Here is a 24,244-nt window from a genome sequence, read left to right on the forward strand (position 1 = left end):
GGTCAAGCACACGACTATACGTTCGTACTTGTGCTATAATTTAGTGGATACTTGTACAATTCAGGAGGAACTGCAATGACGACATTCCCAACATTTACGAACGAAGATTTCGATGTTTTTCATATTCCCGGTCTTGAACCTCGAATGGAAGCACTAATTGCAACTGTTCGCCCTAAATTATTCGCCCTAGGCGATGCGTTAAGCCCTTATTTGTCTACCATTTGTGGAGAAGAGATGTTCCCTCATGTTGCGAAGCATGCTCGCCGTAAAGTGCATCCGCCGAATGACACTTGGGTTGCTTGGGCACCGAACAAGCGCGGCTATAAAGCTCACCCGCATTTCCAAGTTGGTTTATGGTCAACTCACGTATTTGTGCAATTTGCCATCATTTATGAATGTGAGAACAAGAATACATTTGCCCGTCACTTGAATCAGCACTTATCCGAAATGAAATCATCCATCCCAGGCCATTTCTTCTGGTCCATTGATCATATGCAGCCAGAAACGACTCCACATGCTGATATGACAAGTGAGAACTTCGACAACTTGATCCATCGCCTTGAGAATGTGAAGAAGTCCGAAGTATTATGTGGTCTCGAAATCCGTAAGGATGATCCGATCCTGCAAAATCCAGAGAAGCTGCAAGCGCTGATCGAAGATACATTCCATAAAGTAGTGCCTTTGTACCGTTTGTCGTTTTAATAGGAACTAAAAAGTCCGGTCACTCCAGAGAAAAGAAGAACTTCCGGTCTCCGTGAAATCGTGAAATTTAAATTGATTTTAAGGTGTTTTCACTCTTTCAAAGTCGATCGCTTCGCTCCTTCAGTTTCTTCTTTTCTCTTACGTTTGACTTTTGAGTTCATTTTTTAAAATATTTATTTCAAATTAAGCTTCCTTTAATGTAAAAATTTGTTATTTGTCAACACTAGAAAATGTGCAAGCAAATATTACATTAAAGGAGCGTTTTTCGATGTACAAAAGCTTCAAGTCAGGCAAAATCGTTCGCACCTTCGCATTAACACTAGCTATGGGTGCAATATCGATGGGAGGCATGCAGCAGCTTGTATTCGCAGCAAGTGAGGCACCTTCGCAGTCCCATACGGACAACCATGACGGTCACAAAATGATGCGTAACCCACTCGAGGATGCCGCACAAGCACTAGGTATGCAGAAGGATGCGGTTCGTCAGCAACTTGAATCTGGTAAGAGTCTAAGTGATATTGCAAGCAGCAAGGGCATCTCTACAGAGAAGTTGAAATCTGCGCTAATCAGCCAGAAGTCATCTCGCATTGATGAAGCTGTGAAGTCTGGTGCAATGACCGAAGATAAAGCCAAAGAGATCAAGAATAAGCTAAATGCGAATATCGATAAGATGATTCAGCACAAAGGAATGTGGCATGCACGTCGTCACGCAACTCGTCTGCTCCCTTCCCAAGAAAAACTCGCGAAGAAGCTAGGAATCACACAAGATGAGCTGCGCCAAAAGATGAAAAGTGGTCAATCCTTAGCTGAAATCGCACAGGAACGTGGTTTAACTAAAGCTCAGCTCATCCAATCGATCCAAGAAGATTTATCACCAAAAATTGAGAAAATGGTCGATCGTAAGAAAGAAAAACAAGCGAATTAATCGTCAAAAAAAGCTGCTCAGATGTTGAGCAGCTTTTTCTGTCATGTATTAGATTAAAGCAATCGCAAGCAGTGTAAATAAGGATAACGGAATAATCGCATTATTCCATCCCCAGAAACCGCTAATTTGGGCTTTTTCCCCTTTAACGTGAGCACGCCCGCCGCAACCATTTTCTCCAAATGTTCTAACAAATACATGGTTTTGATCAACTCTTACAATTGTTCCAACATGAATAAGTCCATCGTTGGTATGAATACGGACATTATGACCGTGAAATTGATTGCATAGTGTAAAAGCTTGTGAGACATGCATACATCCCATATCTGACACCCCCCTAAACATTTAAGACAGTATATGTCTCTTCGTCTAAGAGGGCATGGACACTAGCAGGAGGACATACGCCAATTTAAGTATGCGATATTGCTTGTGAGTCTTTACGATCGATCTGGACAAACCGTGCAAGCAGTAGTAACGCTCCCATACAAAGAACAGCCCCAATGATATATGGCATAGATACATGTAGTGTATATACCAATCCACCTAATAATGGCCCAACAATTCGACCTAAGGAATCCATCGATGAACTTAGACCTGTCGTAACCCCTTGTGCAACTTTCGTCTTCTGTGTAAGAAGTGAAGTGACACACGGACGAATAAGCGCATTACCCGCACCAAACACCGATAAATAAATTGCAGCTGTCCATACGCTAGATGAGAATAGTAATAGAATAAATCCAAGTGCTGACAAAATTAAGCCAATAGCAATGACACGCTGTTCAGCCCCATTTTTCACCAATCTGCGAATGACTCCACCTTGAATAATAGCCCCCACAATACCGCTTACTAGGAACATTAGCCCAATATCAGTTGGTGTTGCCCCAATTTTTTGCATTTGAAAATATTGCAGAGTTGCTTCCAATCCCGCTAAAGTGAATGTCACAAAGAAAGATAATACATATAAATATTTTAATGACCCGGCAAAAGCTTTCCAACGTGATTCGCGAGGCTCACTACTGGATCTACGTGCCTCAGGCGGAAGTGATTCCTTCAGAACAATAAATGCAAAGAAGAACGATGCAAGTGCAAGACCTGACGATACGAAGAACGGCACTTGATATCCGTATTGACTGAGTAAGCCACCGATAGCAGGCCCGAAGATAAAGCCTAAGCCGATGGACATTCCGACTAAACCCATGCCCTTCGTCCGATTCTCTGCCGTCGTAATATCTGCCACATAAGCAACCGCACAAGCTGTTGCAGCACCTGAGAACAATCCACCTAGAATACGTGACACATACATGAGCCACAGATGGTCTTGTCCAATTGCAAAAACAAAGAAAGAGACTGCAAAACCGATCAAGCCAGTCAGAATAATGGGACGACGACCGATACGATCCGATAGCGCTCCCCAGAATGGCGACATTAAGAATGAAGAAAGTGAGTAAACAGACAGCAACATGAAATTGTGAAACTTGTCTGCCCCACTGTGTATGATGACCTCTGGCATAATCGGAATAATAACCCCAAAGCCAATGAAGATCGTCATGAGAAGCAGCATGATAACTCCCATTTGCTTATTCATTTGGTTGTAGCTCCTAACCTTATCTAAATGATTTCTGTTCATCGTACCACAATCTATTTTTAAATAACATGAACAACTCTAGAACATCTAAGGTAAACTATTTTTTGGAAAATAACTTGCATGTCGCCCCCTTTCTGCTATACTCAATTTGTTTGTTAAAAAATCACCAAGAATAAAGTAGAGAAGGGAAGATTTATTGATGGACCATAACCGTACTCCGCTTTTCTCCGCACTTCAAGATCATGCGAAGAAAAACCCATTGCAATTCCATATCCCAGGTCATAAAAAAGGGGTCGGCATGGACCCTGAATTCCGCGAATTTATTGGAAATAACGCCTTATCAATTGACTTGATTAATATAGCCCCACTGGATGATTTACATCAACCTACGGGTGTAATTGCAGAGGCGCAGCAGCTTGCTGCTGATGCGTTTGGCGCTGACCACACTTATTTTAATATTCAAGGAACAAGTGGTGCAATTATTACCATGATTATGTCGGTTTGTTCGGAAGGTGATAAGATCATCGTCCCGCGCAACGTGCATAAATCGATTATGGCTGCCATCATTTTTGCAGGTGCTAAACCTGTATTTATCTCCCCAGTTCGTGATAAGAACCTCGGGATTGACCATGGAATTACAACACGTGCTGTTCGCAAAGCATTAGAGAAGCATCACGATGCAAAAGCTGTACTTGTTATTAACCCAACTTATTATGGTGTCGTTACTCACCTTAAAGAGATCGTTGAACTCGTTCATTCTTATGACATTCCCGTACTTGTAGACGAAGCGCATGGTGTACTCACGCACTTCCACGACAAGTTGCCGATGTCTGCGATGCAAGCAGGTGCGGATATGGCGGCAACGAGTGTGCATAAGCTAGGCGGCTCATTAACCCAAAGTTCCGTACTAAATGTACAAGGACCACGTGTGAATACGAAGAGAATTCAGACAATTATGAGTATGCTTACAACAACATCAACATCTTACATTTTACTTGCTTCGCTCGATGCAGCTCGTCGTCAACTCGCAACTCGCGGATATGAAATCGCCGACAACGCGATTAAGCTTGCTGGATACGCAAGAGATGCCATTAACGAAATTCCAGGATTGTATTGCTTTGGTGAGGAGTTGCTGGGGCAAGAAGCTACTTATGCGTATGATCCAACTAAAGTGACCGTTCATGTGCGCCACCTTGGATTAACCGGATATGATGTGGAGAATTGGCTGCGTGATCGCTACAACATTGAAGTTGAAATGAGTGACATGTACAACATCCTGTGTTTAGTTACTTCAGGTGATCACAAAGAAAATATCGATACACTGCTTCAAGCACTGAAACAACTGTCTGACGAGCATATTGAGGACGCAAAGGCACATGAGCTTGTCGTAATCATTCCAGAAATTCCACAACTGTCCCTATCTCCGCGCGATGCATTTTACGGGGAAACAGAAGTTGTACCATTCAAAGAATCTGCTGGACGAATCATTGCAGAATTTATCTATGTGTATCCACCGGGGATTCCAATCTTGCTGCCAGGTGAAGTTATCTCCCAAAGCAATATCAACTATATTGTGGAGCATGTGGAAGTTGGACTTCCGGTTAAAGGTCCAGAAGATCGCTCTTGTGAATATGTGAAAGTCATCGTGGAGACGAAGGCAATCGACTAATCAATATTGTCAAAGCACAGCCTAGAATGCTATGATGTTACTATCTTTTTGGATCAAATTACCAAGTATGTAGGCAGGAGTGTTACCATGAGTCAGAGTGCTTATATTCGGTTTGTCAATGGTTCTACGGCTCCATCCATGACACTGGACGAGCTCAAAGAGCAGCTGAACGATTACCGTGAACAACTGTCCAAAACAGGTAAACAACTAGATTGGGAATACGAAGAAGCTGGATTTCCATACACCATCGAACAAAAACCTGAAGCAGAGGGCAAATGGTTTTATCTCAAAGGAACCGATAGACGATACAACTATATCGTTCTTGGTGTAGGCAGTCGTTTGGAGAACGATGCCGAAGTTCACTTTATTCAGATGGTGTTACCAGAAGATGCAACCCATGGAGACAAATCCAAAGGGAATGAATTCGGTAAACACTTAGCGAAAAAGTTCAAAGCGGAATTGCAATTATTTAATGGTCGTACCATGTACTTTAATCCACGTAAGTAAACCCAAAAAAGCCCCGATCTTCCTGTAAAGGAAATTCGGGGCTTATTGTTTAGTTCGTTTCGCCGTCGTTAGCAACGATTTCTTCGTAAATCGCTACAACACGAGTCCACTCTTCTTCATCTTCGATATTCACAAGGAAAGCATCGTCATCTTCTTCTTCAACGCGGAAAATAACACCATCAGCTTCAGGGTTATTGCGATCAAGCAGAACAGCATAAGCTTGGTCCTGTGACTCGAACGTATAAACCATCACCATTTCATGTTCCTTGCCTTCTTCATCCGTAACTATAAAGATATCTTCATCGTGCTCATGGTCGTGTTCACAGTCAGGGCCGTGTACGTGATCGTGTTTATCGCTCATGTCAGAACCTCATTTCTATCATCATATTAGGTATTCCAAGTAATCGTATCACTTTCCCATAAACAGGTCAAACGTAAACATAGCGGGAGAAATGACGATAGAATCCCACCTTATTGAGAAACAATGTTTTTCTCTGACACAACTGTAAAGTCATTCGATCCTGCTAATTTCATGGATAACGTTAACTTATATGTCCCAGCTTCCGCAAAAGAGATGTTCGTCAATTTCATTGGATACCAGAATGATTCCCCTTGACTATTCACATCATCTTCAAATGACTTCACATTATCTCCACTTGGAGTCAAGATCGATACCCGAATCGCAGAAACTTTTGTCTTGAGATTATCCACTTCGGCAAAAGCAACGAAATCGATGATCTCCCCTTTTTTCACGACACCGAATGGTGACTTCAGTGTGTATTCCCCTGTTTTAGATTGAGTAACATCCTTCACGAGTGAAATATGTACATTGGGTTTATATATATCGACAGTCTGATTCTCGCTGTCCCACTTCACCAACGCATGAAGCGAATCGGCAAGTGGACGTAGCGGCATCATAACAGCACCCTTCATCGATAACGCAGGTGCTTCGGAGTTGTTGAAATCCGTCTCCTTGTCGTTCACATTCACCTTAATTTTGTTATAGCCTTCAAATGTGCCCCACAGCGTCTGTGCTGCAACATCGACAGTACCCATCACAAGAGTGCCAAATAATATGAGGGCAAGTAAACGTCGAGCTTTCATATGATGAATTCCTCCTCTAAATAATCTATTTCGTCGATAATCCGATAATTTTTATACTCCGAAATAGACTTAGAGTTGCGCATCAATCTATAGATTACGTAAAAATTTCAACATCTTATTCGTATATTCAACTGGCTGCAATCGATATGTTCCCACATGCGGTGCATCTTGCGTACGCCAAAACTCGAATGTATTTGGGTGTGTTTGCCAGAGTTTTTCACTCTCTGATGAGGGAATCGCTTCATCTCCATCACTATGTACGAACAAAATCGGTCTTGGGAATATTCGATTTACAGCCTTGATTCCATCAACTTGCTTCTCTTTAATTCCTGTTATTAACGGTAATATGACCATAATGAGCCATGTAAACGGAAATTTAGGCAGCCCCGACCAGTAAGACAAATTAGCACTCAGATAGCTTCTCAATTGGCTAAACGGGCTATCTGCGATAACACCTGCTACACGCTTATCTTCAGCCGCTGCAAGTAATGAGGTCATAGCCCCCATAGAATATCCAACTAATACAATGCGATGATGAGGAGCTTTACGACTCGCCCACTGAATTGCACCTAATAAATCTTGTTTTTCCATGTAACCAACTGTCGTCATCTTCCCGCCTGACTCTCCTGAATTTCGAAAATCAAACATCAGTACATCATAACCTTGCGAAATAATGGATTGTGCCAGAGATAGAATAGGAAGACCTTCTTCCAAGCGATTACCTGAATATCCATGTGCAAATACGACCGTTAACTCTTGCCGATTCTCGGACGCTTCCATATGCCAACCACTTAGTAAGACATCCCCTTCCTGCGAAGGGAACGTAACTTCACTATACGCCAGGCCATAATCTGAAGGCAGATTTGTTACCACTTTACGAATAGGGTGCGTGAGTTTTAAGCCTACCCATATGGCAGGCACGATACATGCAACAACGACTAGCCCTATGACCCCAATTATCCAATACATACGTTTACTCCACCTTATAATTACCATTTATTCACTGCAAAATAAGACCTATTAATGATACAATTTGTACATAATTCCATAAATAAGTGAGGGACAACTGTGAACTATCAATTGCAAATGATTGGAACGGGCAGCGCCTTTTCCCGAAATTATTATAATAACAATGCCTTAATTCGAACACCGAATTTCAAATTATTAATCGATTGTGGGGCAACGGCTGGTCGCGCACTACATCAACTTGGCTTATGCGTCTCCGATATTGACGGCATCTTCATCACCCATATCCATGCCGATCATGTTGGGGGTTTGGAAGAATTCGCCTTTCAAAGTTACTATACTTTTAAGCGGCGAATCAAGTTATTTATACCAAAGACCCTTGCGGATACACTTTGGAATCATACATTAAAAGGTGGGCTTGAAGTCGAAGCTGAACAGTTGACCGAGCTAGGCAGTTATTTTGATGTGATTCCTGTTGATGTGGGTACACCTGCGACAATTTGCGAAGGCCTTACCATCGAACCAATTCGCACCCAGCATATTACGGGTAAAGAGAGCTACTCGCTTATAATCAATCAACATTTATTTTACAGTGCAGACACCATTTTTCTACCCGAATTCTTGATCGAAGAAATAGTTAACAATCGTAAATGTACGACGATTCTGCATGAATGTCAGCTTGAAGGTGAGGGCCATGTCCATACGACATTGGAACAACTGATATCATTACCCGCTTCCCTACAATCAAGCATATATTTAATGCATTACAGTGACGAAATGCCACAATATGTGGGTCGAACAGGTCGAATGACGTTTATCGAACAACAGCATATTTACACATTTTCTGACGGTAAATTGGTAAAATAATAAAGTTTTTAACAAATTTCTTCCTTTTAGCAGGAATTATCTAACAATTGGAGAATCATTACGTGTTGCGATGAACGTCTGCTAATAGGGGGGGAAAATTTGTTATTATACCTCGCTTTTTACGTGAATGTGGCTTTCCTTGTCATTACTTCGGTAGTCATGAAACTGACAAATGCGCCCATCCTTATGCTTCTAAGTGCATTATTGTTAGCATGGATTTTCCAGTTGAAGAACAAGAAAAGTTACATGGTACTGCTAAGATTGCTAGCTGTATGTTTGCTGCATTATCTGACATTGTCTAACTGGTCCATTGTGCTGTACTTCTTGCTAATCTGGCGAGACATTGATTTTCTATCGACCCGAGCAAGACTGATCCTATCGTTTCTTGTTTACTGTTTTTCTTATGAACTAATTTCTTTCCTGGTTGCCAGCGTACGTGTTCAACTAGCTTCACCTGCATTTCACATGGTATACAATGTTATATTTTTCGCGACAACGATTATTCTGTTCCGATTCGTCCTACAATCTACGACACTCACACAAAAGCTGCATCTTGAAAAAAACCAATTGATTACCCAAGATCCACTCACAGGATTGTTTAACTACGAGGAGTACCATCGAAAGCTGGATAATCTTCTTAGTGCTGAGGCTTCGAATACCCTCTTAATCCTAATCGATTGTACAGATTTGAAGTCTATGAATACGACACAAGGCTTTCAAGCCGGTAACTTATTCTTACAGCAAGCTGCAGATATACTGAAAGAACTGTTCAAAGATGCACGCATTATTGCCCGCTACGGCGGAGATGAATTCGCCATCACCCTTCATTATGAAGATGAAATCGCCACGATCCGTAACGTTGAACAAAGCTTGAATGTGGAACTACCAAGTCGAATTGGCATGAACGTTACGTATGGGTTTGCGATGTCCCCTAAGAATGGTACGACGAAGGACGAATTGATCTCAGTTGCAGAAGGTAATCTTTTTAATATGAAAAGAGAGATTTGGTTAAAGCGAGAAGAGAATATGCTTCGTTCTGAGAAGCTCAAAGTGGTTGGGGAATTAGCATCGGGAATGGCACATGAAATTCGAAATCCACTAACAACCATTAAGGGATTTCTGCAAATCTCTCAAGCCAATAATTATAATATTGAAAAATGGTTCCCACTCATCATGGCAGAAATTTCACGTATGAATACGCTTACAGCTGAATTCCTTCAATTCTCCAAACCGCATGCAACTCAATTACAGCTGCTAAGTGTGCAAGATTGTATTCAACGTGTGATCTCATTAACGGAATCAGAAATTGTAAGGCTTGGGTATCAAATGAACTATATTTTACCGGACGAACCGCTTGAAATTATGATGGATGCAGATAAGATCCTTCAATTAATGCTCAATCTCGTTAAAAACTGCTATGAAGCACTCACAGCCGATGGATTCGTTCTACTTCGTCTCTATGAATCGCAGCAAATGGCTGTCATTGAAGTGATCGACAATGGAAAAGGCATTCCACATGATGCACTGGATAAAATTTTCCATCCATTCTACACGTCCAAAGCCAATGGTACTGGACTAGGTCTGTCCATCTGCCATAAAATTGTCCAAGAGCATGACGGCACCATAGAAGTCGAAAGTGTACAAGAAAAAGGAACCAAATTCACGATTCGGTTCCCTCTAGCCACTCCAACTTCTACTGCTCTTCCAATGCGAACGGCTAATTAAGTTTCTTCGTCATCCGAACATGTGGAATTCCTGCATCATCGAACGGCTCATCCGAAATCGTGGAGTAGCCGAGCTTATTGTAGAATACTTCAGCATGACATTGTGCATCTAATAGAGATTCCTCATAGCCTAACCCCTGCGCTTCATTCTCCATACCGAGTATCAGGCTGTTTCCTACCTTTAACCCTCGGTATTCCTTTAATACAGCTACGCGTTGCAGCTTAGCTGTATTTTCTTTGTAAGGAATCCATCTAGCAGCGCCCGCTGGTTTACCATCTACAAGGACAAGAGCATGATGAGCCGCGTCAGGTGTTACGTCATATTCATCATACTCTAGATCTTGTGGTACGCCTTGTTCAATGACAAACACTTCTTTGCGAATATAAAAGCATTGCTGCAAATCTTCATCTGTCTTTACTTGTCTAAACTCAAGATTCATAGGTATGGCAACCTCCCTTTTTCTAGTGAACGTAGAGAACATTGTATCGCAATCACCAGAAGGCTGTCTATTGATCTTCTTTACGAATTAATGAATCACACCGCATGCAATCCTTGCTCCTGAATTACCTGCCGGATCTGTAATCATATCATCTGCCTTCTCATGAATAACTAGTGATGTTCCATCCGTTTTCATAAGTGAGTTGTTCGCATCTGGATTTAATGTTACCATCTTCGTCACAAACTCAACAGCAGCATTTCCATTAGAATCTACAACTAAGTTAGGTAAATCACCGACATGCGGCCCCTTTGGATTCTTAAGCCCGTGATGCTTACCATACGGATTGAAGTGTGAACCCGCAGAAGCAAAATCAGGTCCTTCGCACTTGCCTTTTTCATGGAAATGGATGCCATGTTCTCCTTGTGTTAGACCACTAACTGTTACTTTAACATGCACCCCGTCTTTTTCTTGTGAAAAATGGGCATCACCGATCTTCTCACCTTTACCATTCTTAACTTCCACATGGACTGGAGCAATAACGCCGGGTTCATTCTTCACAGCTGCAAGAGCGGAAGTTGTACCCAAAGAGCTTACTCCTAATAAGATCACAGCTAGCGCTGCCTTCTTCTTGAACCAAACGTGCATCATATTCGCCTCCACCAATAGTTTCCAAGTTGTATTATGTACCCAAAAGATGCTAATTATTCGTATGAAAACGGTTGACAATCCCTAGCATTTTTTGCTATCATTCTCTTTGTAACTTCATAAGATCTGATAGCTCAGCCGGGAGAGCGCTATCTTGACAGGGTAGAGGTCGTGGGTTCGATCCCCGCTCAGATCATACGTTATCAAAAACCGCGTAGTATCAACGTTTTCCCCACGTAGGACTAAACGTTGGACTATCGTAAACTGTACGCAGGGTACAGCTCGAGCGCTATACAGGTATCCGCTTCGTAAATGAAACCTCTCATTCGTTATTATGACGATTGGGAGGTTTTTTAATTGACGGAAGGTATGGATAAACGCGCTGGAAAAAGAACGAAGGTTGAACGTGTGAAATCGGAGAAGATGCGGTCGGCTTTATCGTACCAACTTGAGTCGTTGTTCGAACGGTTTCTAAATTCGAAAGTTGCCGAGGGCCGGACGAAAAAAACGAGGGCCGTTCCTAGGTAAACAACGAAAGTGTTATGCGCTAACGGTTTTCCTACACGGATCATTTGACCGCCTCCTTCCGCTTAAAATACCGTTGATTTACCTGTCTTAATCTGCAATCGATCATTCGACCTCCGCATAAACTGTCGCCGCTAATTCCCCGTGTTCTCCCCGTAAAAATGCCGCATTAATCGCGGATTGAATACCTTTAGACGTCTCCGTAATTTTCGCAATAAACTCCGTCAATGTAGTGGCTCCGGAAATGGCTGCGGTTCTTTCCGATACCGTTTCGATCGCTCATAGCAATCCGGTCATACTTAACGTGTAGTAGCCAGAGTCGCGCCAAGTCTCACGTAGAGTAGGATCGGCACCTTCCGCCTCTCGCTGCGTCCAGTTCGGCGCTTTCGTGGGATCGACGATGCGGCGTTCCTCAACGATAAACTGCGTTTAAGGCGATAATTTTCCGTTAGATTTACGTTCATTTACGTATACCTCCGTATTAGTTAATGTAGTGCATTTGAAACGCATATTATCGGTAATTAGCGTCTATAGAAATCCAATTTCAATGTGATATTGATATTTTCATTACAGTGGTAGTAGGTTCTGAAAATGTGTGGATAAGTGTATAAAGTCGTTGAAATACTCGATCTACTCTTGTCTAAATTAACTGGGTATAAAGAGAAAGTAGACCGCGAAGTTTCAATTGTTATGAATAGTAGGTTATTAAAACCTTTTCGCGATGAACGTAGTAAGTTGCGATATCTTTTCTTCATCGACTTCATCGTCTCAGTCACTTCGTTTCCTCGAAATATTCATTTATAACTGATTGTCCCTGCCAGCGATAGTCAACCAATCGATCAACGTATTTATTCGCTGTTTGCCGATTAACGCCGAGCAGTTTTGCAATCTGAGCTTGTGTAGGATAACAATTGCCCTGCACATCCATAAACGAGGCTATTGCGCGTAGCATTGTCCAATTTTGCGGCCCAATGTCTGCGATTAAGCCGCATTTCGCAGCGTCGACGTACATCTTTACAAAGATGCGTCTTTCCGATTCACCAGTAGTTAACGAGTACTCCGTTTGCGACTCAACCGATACGAGATTACTTACCGTCAATACACGCGTCCTCCTCTCTGTTGTTGCCGTTATACTAATTCGTTGCCGACCGAATCGATTTCGCACAAGATACGTGAAAATTATTTGCCGTGAATTTACCGTGTCATTCACGTGGAATTAACGTTTCGCTATTCATTGACGAAGATTAAGTCGTCGGATACATGTAGCGATAATTTGTACGGTAAATCTGCGTAAAAAAGAAGAACGCCACCCTCCGTTACGGTTACGGAAGATGGCGCTATGTACAGAACTAACGTTTTACTGACGAGATTATCAACATAACATGATCACCGTATAGAGCGATCACTTACTAATGCGTTTCCAAGCCTGTTCGGATCCGATTTCTTCCGACCCTGTTAGATTCCGCATCTTTAAGGATTCTCCATTCTCACTCAACATCATATGCATATCGTATTTTGCACCTACACCTAAATCTACAAAATCAAAACCATTTTCTTTAATTTTCTTAATGTCTTTCCATTTAGTATCATTTTCTTTGAAATCTTTTTGTGCACCGAGTTTAATAATTATACCTCTGTATTCCCCACTGTCCAACTTCTCAACTTGTACTTGCATGCCATTAAAAACGCTACCATCATTTCGTTCCCAAAGCCCGACTATACTCTTTGAGTTCCCGCAACCCACGATCATTAATAAACATAAAAATAAAAAAAATGTTGAACCTGTCCTCTTCATATGTCACCTCCCTACTAATAGGTTATATTTACCTATTATATTATAATTGCGCACAATAAAAAGACTTGTAATTTAAGAACTGTACCGCAATAGCAGTCTACGGAAATATTAAAGTGTGTATTTGTTATGACGTTATAACTTTTGTATAGGGTATCGCTCCCAAAATTTGCAAGTTAGCGGTCCTATACGATATAATATTAATTAATCGAATGAGTACGTTACATATACGAAATTACGGAAAACCTTATATAGCGCCATTTCCCCACGTATTTTATACCTCCGATGGACTATTGTTGGACAAACGTTGTCAAAACGAGACTTGACAGGGTAGAGGTCGTGGGTTCGATTCCCGCTCAGATCATACTTAAAAGCCTTGATGTATCATGGCTTTTTTCTTTGTTTAATATGTTTTATTCGAGTCAATATGTAAACGAAAGCTGGAAATATAAAGGGGATATTGAGCCAATCGATACTTCTTTATTCATAACGCGCCCCACAGGAGTTATTGGTTTTATTTTTAGTCTCTTAGTTTTGTTTCGTTTAATTTTCTAATCCAATTACATAGAGTAAATCAAAATCAATATCCCACGACCCTATACTGGTTCGTGGGATTCTACATTATATAAGCCCTTTGCGATGCAGTACCGTCAGTACGCGATAGAAATCATAGCTGCCTCCATTAGGCTCAGAAAGAATCGGCTTGCCATTTGCACCGAGCGTATTGACAGCAGATTTCACTGCTTCCTGTGCCCAATCTGGCGGTGAGGACAACGTTTGTTTAGCTTCCATATCCGACAATCGCTTTTCTAATTCTGCGATCTTTGTTTCCAATTGTGTTATTTTCTCACTCACCTCCACGACCTCCTCATCATATTTATGCAAATCATACATATCCATAAGTGCTATCAATTTAGCAGCATACTTCGGATCTGTTGCGTACCCGCATGCTTGTAACATCTGCGCTTGCTCGTTTGCTGTTTTCGCTTTGCGAACGCGATCATAGCGTGAATTCTCGAATAACAAGTCTTGATCTCGGTAAAAGTCCTCAATGCTGTCATATGCGCGGAATGCAGCTTGAATATTAACTTTCCTCCCATCGTAAACTTCCCAAGTACCTTTGTTCACGACCGTTCCTCTCCAATACGAGTTCGGCTTGCCACTACCAACTTTATAGCCACCCAAATTACGCCACGACGGGATTTGCCAACCTGTCTCATGTGCAGATTGGGCAATTCGTAGTGAGGCAAAGATTGTAGAGCCTTCCAGAAGAATCTCCTTCGCGATCGGAGCAATTTGTGCAAAAAAATCAGATGGTGTCAATGTCTTATCACCTCTCTTTCTACTACAGCATATCTAGAAGAAAGAAGACTTGTCACAACGCTCTCAAATAATGTTTACTTGTACGGGATAACACCACTTTCACGAGGCCTCTACCCAGTCACAATAGCGCTCATACGTACAAATCATCCAAATAATTTTCCCGTAACTACACGAATGTCTCATACCGAATAGGTATTCGATCAATATACTGAACTGTGGTCATGGAGTGGTCTACACCTAAATCGATATCGTAGTTCGCTCATAATATCCCACGTTCTATACCTTCTCACGGCTACGTGAATGATGAAAGGAGTTGGGTGAAATGGGAGAAGTCGGACATGGTTGCGGAGGATTTTCATCGACAGGATCTATCTTAGTGCTCTTCATACTTTTAGTAATTATTAGCTGCACAATGATGTGCCGTTAATTTTACCCTCTTTTGGGTAGGTAGAATACAACTGTGGATTGCCGTAGGTCAATTTGACTTGCGGCTTTTTCTATAATGCTGCACCTATGAAAAATTTGTGACTTTTATAACTGTAAGCGCATACATTTTGACCTATACTTAAGTCATCCCACAAGATGAGGTGATTGACATGATGTTATGTGAATCTTGTTCCAGTCGTATGAACGTGAATCAAAGTATCAAATGCCGATTTAGTGGAAGTATCATCTGTCTATCCTGTAATAAAGCAACTATTGTTCCAAGTGTACTCAACACATTACGTTCGTTAGAGACCAACAGCACAGACCATCACTACCCAATGTTATCTCCGTACTAAATTGAACATATTGGTTTTCACATTATGATAAATGCTACAATAGGCATGACTTGAATAATTCAAGTCATGCCTATTTCGTTTTCCAAAAAAGGAGTGATTAGATGGAAAATTTCGGTCTATTCGTCATGCTTTCTCTTATCGTGCCTATATTAGCCCTGCTTCTCATTATTTCAATCAAAATTGTGAAGGGCAAGAAGCTTCCCGAAAGTAACTATACACCTTTTGACTATATTACCGGTCAGACGACAGTTGAATTTCATGAACAAAAAGAAGCAAAAGAAGAAAATGACGATCAAGGTGATGACAAAGATCGCTATTAAAACTTAAAGCTGTGCCTCCATATTTCGAACTTGTCCCTGCTTAGACTTGCGATAGTCCTGATAACAGGATAAACCTATTGCGAATAACGGTAGACTCCATAAGAACACCGCATATATCGCATACGACTCTAACGGAACACCAATGAGTGTCATACATAGAATCGCAAGTAAATTCCAAGGTACCAAGGCTGGGAATACCAATGAAGTATCCGCAATCACACGTGATAGATGCTGTGTTGGAAATTTACTGCTCCATAGCGGCAATATATTGCGCCCACTCATCATAATTGGCAATGTCTGTGTACAAGACAATAGCCCAAGTCCAAGTCCGAATAACCCCGTTCGCCAAGTCGCAGACACCATAGACGTAGATGATCCCAATAATTTCTGCATATACGGTTCTATCATACGCGTGTCTTCTAATATACCGTTAAACGCCCCTGCTAGTGCAATGAGTATAACAAGATCAATCATATCCACCAATCCTTTGGCATGTAAGAACGGAACAAGTGTATTGTCATACCCAACCCATAACGTATGTACCCACTGCCAAGCATCCACTCCTTGCAGAATCGATCCCATCATCATGGCTGCTACAGTCGATAGTAAGAATGCGTATTTCGTTGGAAATCGCAACAATATTGCCCCTAATAACAAGACAAGCGGTATCCACAAATACGGACTATATTTGAAAAAAGATGCATACGTGCTCACATTCGCTAGAGCAGCTTGCGAACCCCATTTTCCAAACCAATCAAAAAGTCCGTACACAATTGTGCATGTGATGACCGCAAGTATTGTCGATGGCAACAGTGCTCTAAATTGCATTCGAATTGTGCTGCCAGTAGATGAAGCAACTAGACGATGTGCCGAGGAAAACGGAGAAGTACGGTCCCCAACAAATGCTCCCGATATCAAGGCTCCCGCAACAATTGGAAGTGGAATTTGAAGGGATGCCGCTACCCCCATCAAAGGAATCCCCACCGCGCTCAGCGTTCCAGTCGAGGTCCCGAGAATCATCGAAATTACACTCGAGAATAAGAATGCAAAGGTTAAGAAGTACCCAGGGTTGAGTAAAGAAAGCCCCGCATCAATAAGAAAAGGTATCGTACCTGAGGCTGTCCAAGCCGGGATAAGAATACCGACTAATGATAGTATCCAGACGACCTCTTTCGTATGTTTAACCCCCTTCATCATCGCTTCGCGCATAACAATGGCTGATGTTCCACTCTTAAGTGTGACGACAATCAACACGATTAATCCGGCGATAAATCCAACAGATAGCGGTAGATCCAGGGTATATGCCAGCAGCAGACCGAATACAGTAACACTTACAATTCCGATTAATCGGCGAGTTGTCAGCATCGTATGATCACGTCCTTTATAAACAATCTGTAATCATTGTACCAAGTTTTCTAAATAATTTGTGGATTTATGACAAAAACTAGTGTGCATATGGAAAATGATGAAGGGCGTGCAAAGCGATGCGATATATCCAATCTCCATGGTTCCGAAAATTAGGCAGTATCGTGCTGCTATCCATGTTATGTACAACTTTCCTACCCGTAGTGGTTGCAGCTAATGACTCCGATACAGCCAATCTAACCGTCCAATCTTCACCTACAGCAACATATCGAACGACTCAAGAAATTCATATTCGTCATCTGCAAAAAGATTTGGAGCTAGCCGCTCAAAAACCAATTCCATTCCCCGCTCCTTATGCTGACATGTATCTTTCTTTTACAAATAATCTGATTCAACCTTCCTATGCAGTGACGCAACAAGGCGAGGTCATGGATCTTGATAAAGGAACGATGCTTCAGCTCGATCACACGATCATGAGCAAACTGCGCACCGAAGCAGCAGCTCTACATGCTAAGCACTATGGCAAGCTGCTTAAATGGGAGGAAATTCACGTTCTATTGCCCAAATACGCCAAATTTACGATAAAAGACTTAGAGACCGGGCAAGAGTTTCAGGGACAGCGGCGAGCTGGCAGCTCACATGCAGACGTCCAGCCCTTAACGAAAGCAGACTCCGCCATCATGAAAAAAATATACGGTGGTAAGTGGAGCTGGCTACGACGTGCTGTGCTAATCAAACACGAGGGAAGCCTCTATGCAGGTTCCATGCATGGCATGCCTCATGGCGGTGATGGCATACCGGATAATGACTTCAAGGGTCACTTCTGCATCCATTTTGCGGGTAGTGTAACTCATGGTAATCTCACGCTGGACACCGCACATCAAGCCATGACCTATATGGCAGCAGGACAGCTACCTGATTATCTTGCCACTTTAACTCCGGTACAGCTTATGGAGCTGTGGACAATTGCGATTAACAGACAGGACGCCGCGATTTATGCAGCGGTAACAGGTCAACCGAGTGCGAAAGTGACGACAATTCCTTTTGCTTCAGCTATTCGAACTTCTAAACCAACTAAGAAGAAAGTAGATGCCATCCAGTCGATAGCCGAACCATTTCAAACAACAATCTCTTCGCAGATCCGCTATTCATTAACCAATGCCAAGAACGGCAATAAAAAGTATGGTTCACTCGAATTTCTCATGGTGCATCCTTCTCTTCCAGGCCATTGGGTCATTCAGGACATTCATGTGCCGAGTAAGAAGAAATAAGTGGGTCAATATAAATATCCCTCCAGCAACTAATGCTAGAGGGATATTATTCATTTGATTATTTTAGCCTCACCAATAATCCAGTTCGCAAGAATTCCTGTTCTAATCAATTTACCCCGAATGGTAACTTTCTGATTTCGATTTAATTCAATTAGATCTTGCGTATCTGATTCAGAAAATTGTGCATAGAATGATATATTCTTGTTCACTACAACACGAACTTCCCCTTTCTCCACATTATCCACTTTCCCTGTCCACTCTACAGACTTACCTTTTAAGGAGTCCACTAGCATGTCGCGCTGTGCAGTAGTCTTACTTAAATAATAATTATGGAATTCATTTAGATCCATACTTACTAGATCATTTTCGCGTTTATACGCCTCAAAGGCTGCTGCTGCCCGAATCTCCTCTGCTTTGTCTTTTTCTGCATCATTTTTTAATTGATAGGCAAAAAAAACGATTAATGCAATTGGAATAAGCCATAATATTTTTTTCGACAATCCGATCTCACCCCACATCATCCAATCTATACCATATGTGTCTATTATATAGACCCGCATATACAATGACTAGGTAAAAATATACAAGTTCGAAAAGTTTGTCGAATCCACAATATAAAAAAATAACGTACTACAACGCTCCATTAGAACGAAGTAATACGTTATTTTTAAAAAATCAGTATGCCGAGGACCGGAATCGAACCGGTACGGTAGTCACCTACCGCAGGATTTTAAGTCCTGTGCGTCTGCCAGTTCCGCCACCCCGGCTTGAGTTGAATCTAGTTAGTAAAGATCAACGAACTATATTATAGCACAAAGTCTTTATTAATTCAAGCATTATTTCTAATTGCAATTGCTAGATTCAGAGAGTTACCTATGTAATAGATAAAAATGGGCCCAGAGGGACTCGAACCCCCGACCAATCGGTTATGAGCCGACCGCTCTAACCAACTGAGCTATGGGCCCACAATAATAGGCTTGGATCAAGCGTATGAAATTTGGTTGCGGGGGCAGGATTTGAACCTGCGGCCTTCGGGTTATGAGCCCGACGAGCTACCGAGCTGCTCCACCCCGCGACGTTACCGCCAACTTAGCGACAAGTAATAATATAACAGATATTACACTACACAGTCAAGTTATTTTTTCAGGAAATATTAATTACTGTAACGAACACCGAATCTACCCTTCCTCGATCTAAACACTTGCACATCACGCGGACACTCATAACCATAGATCCACCAGTCTTCTTCCATTCGTTTTGCCAAACAGCCTGCTTGAAATTTACTATCATATAATTTAGCCCAGTAAACCCAGTTCATGCATATCACTCCATAACTTGATGTTCGTTAATGAGTAGTTTAACCCAAACTGCATCAAATTAATGAAACATATGCCATAATAAATGCACATGACAAATTGTTGAATATAACAAAATTCGGTATAATGGCGATGATAGGAATTAACCGTTAGATTTGAAGTTTAAAGGAGATCATTAGAATGGACGCAATTTTATCTTATTTTAAAGAGCATGAATCACGCTTTCTTGAAGAACTTAAACAATATTTGCGCATTCCAAGCGTAAGTGCGCTTTCTGCGCATCAATCGGATATGCACGCTTGTGCGAAATGGACGGCTGATTCTTTGCGTGCTGCAGGTATGGAGAATGTTGAAGTCATCGAAACAGCAGGTCACCCGATTGTGTACGCAGACTGGCTTCATGCCGAAGGCAAACCAACTATTCTCGTATATGGTCATTATGATGTGCAACCTGCTGAACCACTAGATTTATGGAAATCCGAACCATTCGAGCCGGAAATCCGTGACGGTAAAATCTATGCTCGTGGGGCAACTGACGATAAAGGGCAGCTCTTCATTCACGCTAAAGTTGTTGAGGCTTGGTTACATACTTACGGTAAATTACCGGTAAATGTGAAGTTCTGTATCGAGGGTGAAGAGGAGATTACTTCCCCTAACCTACCTGCATTCCTCGAAGCAAATAAAGAGAAGCTTAGCTGTGACATCGTGCTGATCTCAGACGGTCCTATGATTGCTGATGGTCAGCCATCCATTGAGTATGGACTTCGCGGTGTAGCTGGACTTGAAATTCATGTTCAAGCCGCTAACGGTGATCTTCATTCTGGACTTTTTGGCGGTGGTGTTCCGAATGCCATTCATGCATTAACCGATCTACTCAGTTCCTTACATTCTGCTGATGGCAGTATCGCTGTAGAAGGTTTCTATGAAGGTATTGAACCCTTAAGTGATGAAGAACGTCACAATTTCAGTATGCAGCCTGTTGATGAGAATCAAGTGAAAGAAAGTCTTGGACTAAAAGCACTCTATGGAGAAGAAGGCTACTCTTTTGTTGAACGCACGACAGCTCGCCCTACACTAGAAATTACTTCTGTAACTGGTGGCTTCCAAGGGGAGGGAATTAAACCAATCGTACCTTGTCAGGCATCCGCTAAAATCGCTTGCCGCCTTGTGCCACCTCAGAAGCCAGACGATATTCTAGATAAGGTAGAACGTCATATTCATGAGCACTGCCCAACAGGCGTTACAGTAAGCGTTAAGAAAGTATTACGAGGCAATCCATATATGACACCAATTGATCACCCTGCTGTTCGTGCGGCATCAGATGCTTACGAGAAAGCATACGGCAAGCCTGCTATCTATGTACGTGGCGGTGGGTCCATTCCAATTGTTGAATCATTCTCTCGCTTGCTTGAAGCTTCTGTTGTCCTCATGGGCTTCGGCTTACCAGGTGAGAATCTACATGCACCCAACGAGAACTTTGATCTAGGCAACTTTGCAAAAGGTCTTGAGACAACAAGCTATTACTTGCAAAATGTCGCAGAGCTAGAGTTAAAATAAATTTGAGGAGGAGTCACACATGGTTATGCAGATTATTACCGCGTTAATATTCGTGATCATGGTTATTGGTGTACCGCATCTAATTGGAAAATTGCCAGTAGCTCCGATTCAAAAAATTGCCCTTGTTGCCTGCTTCTTCGTCATTCTTGTCATCTTGGGCTATCAATTATTACAGATTGAATGGTTGTTCTTCTCGATGGTTATTTCATCCGTCATCGAAGCCTCCATTCGCTATTGGAAACAGCAAGGTCGCATTCAAACACCACAACCAGATGAACTTCCATCTGAATAATTGCACGAGAAAAGGCTTCCTATATGGGAATGTCATTAAGTTAAGGCACAGAGTCTAAAGTCAAGAACAAGAGCAGGTTATCGAAAAGATAGCTCGCTCTTTTTTTGCGTGCGAAAAAGAAAAACAGAACTTGAAAAGCTGTTAGAAATGTGTGGCGAAGCCCCTTGATAAAACGCTGCCCTTTGAAACGGTTATGCAGCTCCTGATCTCCATGGGTGGTAACATCCTATATAAGGAACTCTTGGAATCGCAAGGCTATGACGTAAATTTGTTCAGCAGAGGAATAAAATCTTGCCGTCGGCTATTGGAATACAAATCCCATTTTTATTCTGCGTATATCTGAAAGCTCATTCTCCCCGACCGCCGATAAATCCCTGTATTCATAAGCGCTCGGCTTAACGGATGGCGTTAATGACGGAAAGGTCGTTTTTGACGGCAATGTCGCGCTTTTCAAGCTTCCGCTCAACGCAAACATCACTTAACCGCAACGAACTCGCCCTCGTTTATGTAGGTGGACACTCCGCGTCGATTCCCGCACGCTGAAGCTGACCTCCCTATAAAGTCCGAGTGTGACCACCTTAAAGTGTCCATCGCTCGAGTTTTATTTACTTGGATATACATTAGATGGTGTTACTGATTTCATAATTGGGCAGACTGTTTAAACGATCGATCAGTTGCCTCAGGCTTGTTTCGTCTGCGGCATAATGCCGGACATCCTCTCCAAGCACTTTGTCGACCTGTTCTCTTGTGAACGTAAACCTATAAGCTACCCCATCATTTGGACCCGTGTTGTCAACAATCGAAGTGGTAATACTATCGACGTTATCAATCAGGCTTAAGAGCAGAATGGAATTATGATAAAAAGATTCGACGCTCATTGCCCCCTCTTTTAACACATCAGTAGAGTCATTCATTATATAATTGATGATCAATCCATAAGGCTGAGCCTTCGTTTGAAGTTCAATCCCTTTACCTTCAAAACCTATTGGCTTGGGCATTCCACTGATGAGACCGCCTACCTTTGCATGGTTACCCACATAAAGTGTTTTGTTCTCCATAATTTTATCCATATTAAATCCGGAATAGGATGGCTGCGATGATTGCTGTAAAGGCTTAGGATTGGCTGTACATCCTATAACCAAGGCTGCAATAATGAACATAGAGCATGCAACCATCCAAGAAGAGGGCTGACGATAAGTGAGAATATTTTTTATTCTTGCCTTAACATTACTCTCACCAAAGGCAAGCGGACTACCGGTTGGTAACCCGCTTTTGCTTACTGAAAGAGATAGCAAGGTTGTTGAGTAGCTTGCTTTAATCTGGTCCCCCATTTTGCCCACGACACGCTCATCGCAAGACATTTCCATATCTTTACTCATGAGCGCATAAGACAGCCACATAAGCGGATTAAACCAATGGACGATAAGCATCATAAATGCAAAAGGTTTTATCAGATAATCTCGTCTTATGATATGAGTTTGCTCATGCAGTAAAATGTAAGATAGCTCATGCTCACTCAGGCCGGTCGGAATGTATATTTTCGGCTTCAGAAAACCACAGACAAAAGGTGTGGCAATCTGGTCAGTCTCAAAAATATTATCCTTAACGAGGGTCGCCGTTCGGATTCTGGCCAACAATTTCAAGTACGAAGTAACGCTGTAAAGAAGGAGAATGGCTGCGCCCGTGATCCAGACTATACATCCGATCCACATGATGAGTTGCATAGGATTTGTGCTTGCCATCGGGGCAGCAGCTGGAAGAGATGAATTTACAAAGCTGCTTATCCCTCTAATACCAGCGTCTACAACAGGATTTTTCAGCATCCCCATATCCTGCGGCACAAACTCCATGATGCCTGTGCCAGATTTGGCCTGGGGCTGTACCAGTCGTAATAGACTGAGACTTGAAGTGAAACTACCGGGTATTACGAGTCTGATGGCTACGACCGACCATAAGATATAGGAGAATATTTTAGGAGCGCGCCTCAAAAGTAATCTCGCGATGATAACCGCAAGTGCAACATAGCTTGCCGTAATGCTCATATTTAAAATAATAAGAAACAGTTTCGTCATCTAGTTGCCTCCTCAATAATACGCTTCAACTCCTCAGCTTCCTCCTCAGACAGTTTCTTTTCACCTAGAAAAGCGGTTAAAAACTGCGGCAAAGACCCATTGAATGCTTTTTCAATAACCGTCTGACTTTCGTATTTCTGCGCATCTGTTTTTTTAACAATGGCAGTGACTGTTGCCTCCTCGTTCCTAAGGATTCCCCGCTCACACAGCTTTCTTAAAACTGTATAGGTCGTGGACTTCTTCCAGCCAAGCTTTGTCTGGCTTAGCTTTACAAGTTCTGTAGAATTAATGGGTTCATTATCCCAAATCAAACATGCAAATTTGTATTCGGCATCGAACAATTTGTACGGTTCCATTCTGATCGCCCCCTTGATCTTGATGAGTTTATTGCAGTAAACCCTTTCAACAATTAGTTTATTGTAGTAAACCTCACTTGTCAAGAGTCGGATACATAGTTATTGAATACTAATAGAAAGCAAAAATCCACAACCTCATACG

29 protein-coding genes and 4 tRNA genes are annotated in these 24,244 nt (G+C 42.1%); 14 read left to right on the forward strand and 19 right to left on the reverse strand.

Going from position 1 to position 24,244, the window contains the following annotated elements:
* The first annotated feature begins 75 nt into the window (after nucleotides 1-75).
* Complete coding sequence (locus NV379_RS04220; RefSeq protein WP_258206010.1) at nucleotides 76-702, forward strand: YktB family protein; 627 nt, start codon at nucleotides 76-78, stop codon at nucleotides 700-702.
* A 268-nt stretch (nucleotides 703-970) separates the two neighbouring features.
* Nucleotides 971-1,627 (forward strand): hypothetical protein, encoded by a 657-nt coding sequence (locus tag NV379_RS04225; RefSeq protein ID WP_258206011.1) that lies wholly within the window; start codon nucleotides 971-973, stop codon nucleotides 1,625-1,627.
* Between the two features lie 48 nt (nucleotides 1,628-1,675).
* On the opposite strand, the gene NV379_RS04230 is transcribed toward NV379_RS04225, so the two are convergent.
* Both NV379_RS04230 and NV379_RS04235 read right to left on the reverse strand, forming a co-directional pair.
* Nucleotides 1,676-1,948, reverse strand: a complete 273-nt coding sequence (locus NV379_RS04230; RefSeq protein WP_258206012.1) for a hypothetical protein — start codon at nucleotides 1,946-1,948, stop codon at nucleotides 1,676-1,678.
* A gap of 85 nt (nucleotides 1,949-2,033) precedes the next feature.
* Nucleotides 2,034-3,209 carry an MFS transporter gene (locus NV379_RS04235; RefSeq protein ID WP_258206013.1) on the reverse strand — a complete coding sequence of 392 codons (1,176 nt, stop codon included), beginning with the start codon at nucleotides 3,207-3,209 and terminating at the stop codon, nucleotides 2,034-2,036.
* Between the two features lie 199 nt (nucleotides 3,210-3,408).
* Between NV379_RS04235 and NV379_RS04240 the strand changes: the two genes are divergently transcribed.
* Complete coding sequence (locus tag NV379_RS04240) at nucleotides 3,409-4,878, forward strand: aminotransferase class I/II-fold pyridoxal phosphate-dependent enzyme (RefSeq protein ID WP_258206014.1); 1,470 nt, start codon at nucleotides 3,409-3,411, stop codon at nucleotides 4,876-4,878.
* A gap of 87 nt (nucleotides 4,879-4,965) precedes the next feature.
* Nucleotides 4,966-5,385 carry a DUF1885 family protein gene (locus NV379_RS04245; RefSeq protein WP_258206015.1) on the forward strand — a complete coding sequence of 140 codons (420 nt, stop codon included), beginning with the start codon at nucleotides 4,966-4,968 and terminating at the stop codon, nucleotides 5,383-5,385.
* Nucleotides 5,386-5,434: 49 nt separating this feature from the next.
* Here NV379_RS04245 and NV379_RS04250 read toward each other — a convergent pair whose 3' ends face one another.
* The 3 genes from NV379_RS04250 to NV379_RS04260 form a co-directional block, all read right to left on the reverse strand.
* Nucleotides 5,435-5,746 carry a DUF1292 domain-containing protein gene (locus NV379_RS04250; protein ID WP_258206016.1) on the reverse strand — a complete coding sequence of 104 codons (312 nt, stop codon included), beginning with the start codon at nucleotides 5,744-5,746 and terminating at the stop codon, nucleotides 5,435-5,437.
* Between the two features lie 110 nt (nucleotides 5,747-5,856).
* Entirely contained in the window at nucleotides 5,857-6,489 is a 633-nt protein-coding gene (locus tag NV379_RS04255) for a stalk domain-containing protein (protein WP_258206017.1), read from the reverse strand.
* A gap of 87 nt (nucleotides 6,490-6,576) precedes the next feature.
* Nucleotides 6,577-7,458 (reverse strand): alpha/beta hydrolase, encoded by an 882-nt coding sequence (locus NV379_RS04260; RefSeq protein WP_258206018.1) that lies wholly within the window; start codon nucleotides 7,456-7,458, stop codon nucleotides 6,577-6,579.
* A gap of 99 nt (nucleotides 7,459-7,557) precedes the next feature.
* On the opposite strand from NV379_RS04260, the gene NV379_RS04265 reads away from it, so the two are divergent.
* Together NV379_RS04265 and NV379_RS04270 are read left to right on the forward strand one after the other, a co-directional pair.
* A complete protein-coding gene (locus NV379_RS04265; RefSeq protein ID WP_258206019.1) occupies nucleotides 7,558-8,322 on the forward strand; it encodes an MBL fold metallo-hydrolase in 765 nt (254 codons plus the stop codon).
* 99 nt (nucleotides 8,323-8,421) lie between these two features.
* Entirely contained in the window at nucleotides 8,422-10,047 is a 1,626-nt protein-coding gene (locus NV379_RS04270) for an ATP-binding protein (RefSeq protein WP_258206020.1), read from the forward strand.
* Here the strand turns inward: NV379_RS04270 and NV379_RS04275 are convergent.
* Both NV379_RS04275 and NV379_RS04280 read right to left on the reverse strand, forming a co-directional pair.
* Nucleotides 10,040-10,486, reverse strand: coding sequence for a GNAT family N-acetyltransferase (locus NV379_RS04275; RefSeq protein WP_258206021.1), 447 nt, complete (start codon nucleotides 10,484-10,486; stop codon nucleotides 10,040-10,042). The genes NV379_RS04270 and NV379_RS04275 overlap by 8 nt on opposite strands.
* An 87-nt stretch (nucleotides 10,487-10,573) precedes the next feature.
* Nucleotides 10,574-11,131 carry a superoxide dismutase family protein gene (locus tag NV379_RS04280; RefSeq protein WP_258206022.1) on the reverse strand — a complete coding sequence of 186 codons (558 nt, stop codon included), beginning with the start codon at nucleotides 11,129-11,131 and terminating at the stop codon, nucleotides 10,574-10,576.
* A 123-nt stretch (nucleotides 11,132-11,254) separates the two neighbouring features.
* Here NV379_RS04280 and NV379_RS04285 point away from each other — a divergent pair.
* Both NV379_RS04285 and NV379_RS04290 read left to right on the forward strand, forming a co-directional pair.
* Nucleotides 11,255-11,327, forward strand: a tRNA-Val gene (locus tag NV379_RS04285).
* Between the two features lie 161 nt (nucleotides 11,328-11,488).
* Nucleotides 11,489-11,659 (forward strand): hypothetical protein, encoded by a 171-nt coding sequence (locus NV379_RS04290; RefSeq protein WP_258206023.1) that lies wholly within the window; start codon nucleotides 11,489-11,491, stop codon nucleotides 11,657-11,659.
* 102 nt (nucleotides 11,660-11,761) lie between these two features.
* Here the strand turns inward: NV379_RS04290 and NV379_RS04295 are convergent, their stop codons facing one another.
* The 3 genes from NV379_RS04295 to NV379_RS04305 form a co-directional block, all read right to left on the reverse strand.
* A complete protein-coding gene (locus NV379_RS04295; protein WP_258206024.1) occupies nucleotides 11,762-11,884 on the reverse strand; it encodes a hypothetical protein in 123 nt (40 codons plus the stop codon).
* Between the two features lie 544 nt (nucleotides 11,885-12,428).
* A complete protein-coding gene (locus NV379_RS04300; protein ID WP_258206025.1) occupies nucleotides 12,429-12,755 on the reverse strand; it encodes a helix-turn-helix domain-containing protein in 327 nt (108 codons plus the stop codon).
* A gap of 303 nt (nucleotides 12,756-13,058) precedes the next feature.
* Nucleotides 13,059-13,451: a DUF2147 domain-containing protein gene (locus NV379_RS04305; RefSeq protein WP_258206026.1), complete on the reverse strand. Its 393-nt coding sequence runs from the start codon at nucleotides 13,449-13,451 to the stop codon at nucleotides 13,059-13,061.
* Between the two features lie 282 nt (nucleotides 13,452-13,733).
* Here NV379_RS04305 and NV379_RS26255 point away from each other — a divergent pair, with 282 nt between their 5' ends.
* Nucleotides 13,734-14,003 carry a DUF6199 family natural product biosynthesis protein gene (locus NV379_RS26255; RefSeq protein WP_506737376.1) on the forward strand — a complete coding sequence of 90 codons (270 nt, stop codon included), beginning with the start codon at nucleotides 13,734-13,736 and terminating at the stop codon, nucleotides 14,001-14,003.
* 66 nt (nucleotides 14,004-14,069) lie between these two features.
* Here NV379_RS26255 and NV379_RS04310 read toward each other — a convergent pair whose 3' ends face one another.
* On the reverse strand, nucleotides 14,070-14,771 hold the full coding sequence (locus NV379_RS04310; protein WP_258206027.1) for a glycoside hydrolase family 73 protein: 702 nt from the start codon (nucleotides 14,769-14,771) through the stop codon (nucleotides 14,070-14,072).
* 322 nt (nucleotides 14,772-15,093) lie between these two features.
* On the opposite strand from NV379_RS04310, the gene NV379_RS04315 reads away from it, so the two are divergent.
* Nucleotides 15,094-15,198 (forward strand): YjcZ family sporulation protein, encoded by a 105-nt coding sequence (locus NV379_RS04315; protein ID WP_258206028.1) that lies wholly within the window; start codon nucleotides 15,094-15,096, stop codon nucleotides 15,196-15,198.
* Nucleotides 15,199-15,654: 456 nt separating this feature from the next.
* Nucleotides 15,655-15,873: a DUF3951 domain-containing protein gene (locus NV379_RS04320; RefSeq protein WP_258206029.1), complete on the forward strand. Its 219-nt coding sequence runs from the start codon at nucleotides 15,655-15,657 to the stop codon at nucleotides 15,871-15,873.
* A gap of 3 nt (nucleotides 15,874-15,876) precedes the next feature.
* Here the strand turns inward: NV379_RS04320 and NV379_RS04325 are convergent, their stop codons facing one another.
* Nucleotides 15,877-17,238, reverse strand: a complete 1,362-nt coding sequence (locus NV379_RS04325; protein WP_258206030.1) for a Na+/H+ antiporter NhaC family protein — start codon at nucleotides 17,236-17,238, stop codon at nucleotides 15,877-15,879.
* 119 nt (nucleotides 17,239-17,357) lie between these two features.
* On the opposite strand from NV379_RS04325, the gene NV379_RS04330 reads away from it, so the two are divergent.
* Complete coding sequence (locus NV379_RS04330; protein ID WP_258206031.1) at nucleotides 17,358-18,509, forward strand: hypothetical protein; 1,152 nt, start codon at nucleotides 17,358-17,360, stop codon at nucleotides 18,507-18,509.
* Nucleotides 18,510-18,559: 50 nt separating this feature from the next.
* On the opposite strand, the gene NV379_RS04335 is transcribed toward NV379_RS04330, so the two are convergent.
* From NV379_RS04335 to NV379_RS04355, 5 genes are all read right to left on the reverse strand, one after another.
* Entirely contained in the window at nucleotides 18,560-19,009 is a 450-nt protein-coding gene (locus NV379_RS04335; RefSeq protein WP_258206032.1) for a hypothetical protein, read from the reverse strand.
* A gap of 181 nt (nucleotides 19,010-19,190) precedes the next feature.
* Nucleotides 19,191-19,276: transfer RNA gene (locus NV379_RS04340), tRNA-Leu, on the reverse strand.
* A 124-nt stretch (nucleotides 19,277-19,400) separates the two neighbouring features.
* Nucleotides 19,401-19,474: transfer RNA gene (locus NV379_RS04345), tRNA-Ile, on the reverse strand.
* A 33-nt stretch (nucleotides 19,475-19,507) separates the two neighbouring features.
* Nucleotides 19,508-19,584, reverse strand: a tRNA-Met gene (locus NV379_RS04350).
* Between the two features lie 78 nt (nucleotides 19,585-19,662).
* Nucleotides 19,663-19,827, reverse strand: a complete 165-nt coding sequence (locus tag NV379_RS04355; protein ID WP_258206033.1) for a hypothetical protein — start codon at nucleotides 19,825-19,827, stop codon at nucleotides 19,663-19,665.
* A gap of 178 nt (nucleotides 19,828-20,005) precedes the next feature.
* On the opposite strand from NV379_RS04355, the gene NV379_RS04360 reads away from it, so the two are divergent.
* Both NV379_RS04360 and NV379_RS04365 read left to right on the forward strand, forming a co-directional pair.
* A complete protein-coding gene (locus NV379_RS04360; protein WP_258206034.1) occupies nucleotides 20,006-21,382 on the forward strand; it encodes a dipeptidase in 1,377 nt (458 codons plus the stop codon).
* 19 nt (nucleotides 21,383-21,401) lie between these two features.
* Nucleotides 21,402-21,674 carry a hypothetical protein gene (locus tag NV379_RS04365; protein WP_258206035.1) on the forward strand — a complete coding sequence of 91 codons (273 nt, stop codon included), beginning with the start codon at nucleotides 21,402-21,404 and terminating at the stop codon, nucleotides 21,672-21,674.
* Nucleotides 21,675-22,294: 620 nt separating this feature from the next.
* Here NV379_RS04365 and NV379_RS04370 read toward each other — a convergent pair.
* Nucleotides 22,295-23,746: a M56 family metallopeptidase gene (locus NV379_RS04370; RefSeq protein WP_258206036.1), complete on the reverse strand. Its 1,452-nt coding sequence runs from the start codon at nucleotides 23,744-23,746 to the stop codon at nucleotides 22,295-22,297.
* The gene (locus tag NV379_RS04375) at nucleotides 23,743-24,102 is read right to left on the reverse strand and encodes a BlaI/MecI/CopY family transcriptional regulator (protein ID WP_258206037.1); all 360 of its coding nucleotides are present in this window, start codon (nucleotides 24,100-24,102) and stop codon (nucleotides 23,743-23,745) included. The genes NV379_RS04370 and NV379_RS04375 overlap by 4 nt, the downstream gene beginning before the upstream one ends.
* Nucleotides 24,103-24,244 lie beyond the last annotated feature (142 nt).

This window comes from Paenibacillus radicibacter (assembly GCF_024721995.1).
GTDB lineage: Bacteria > Bacillota > Bacilli > Paenibacillales > NBRC-103111 > Paenibacillus_AM > Paenibacillus_AM radicibacter.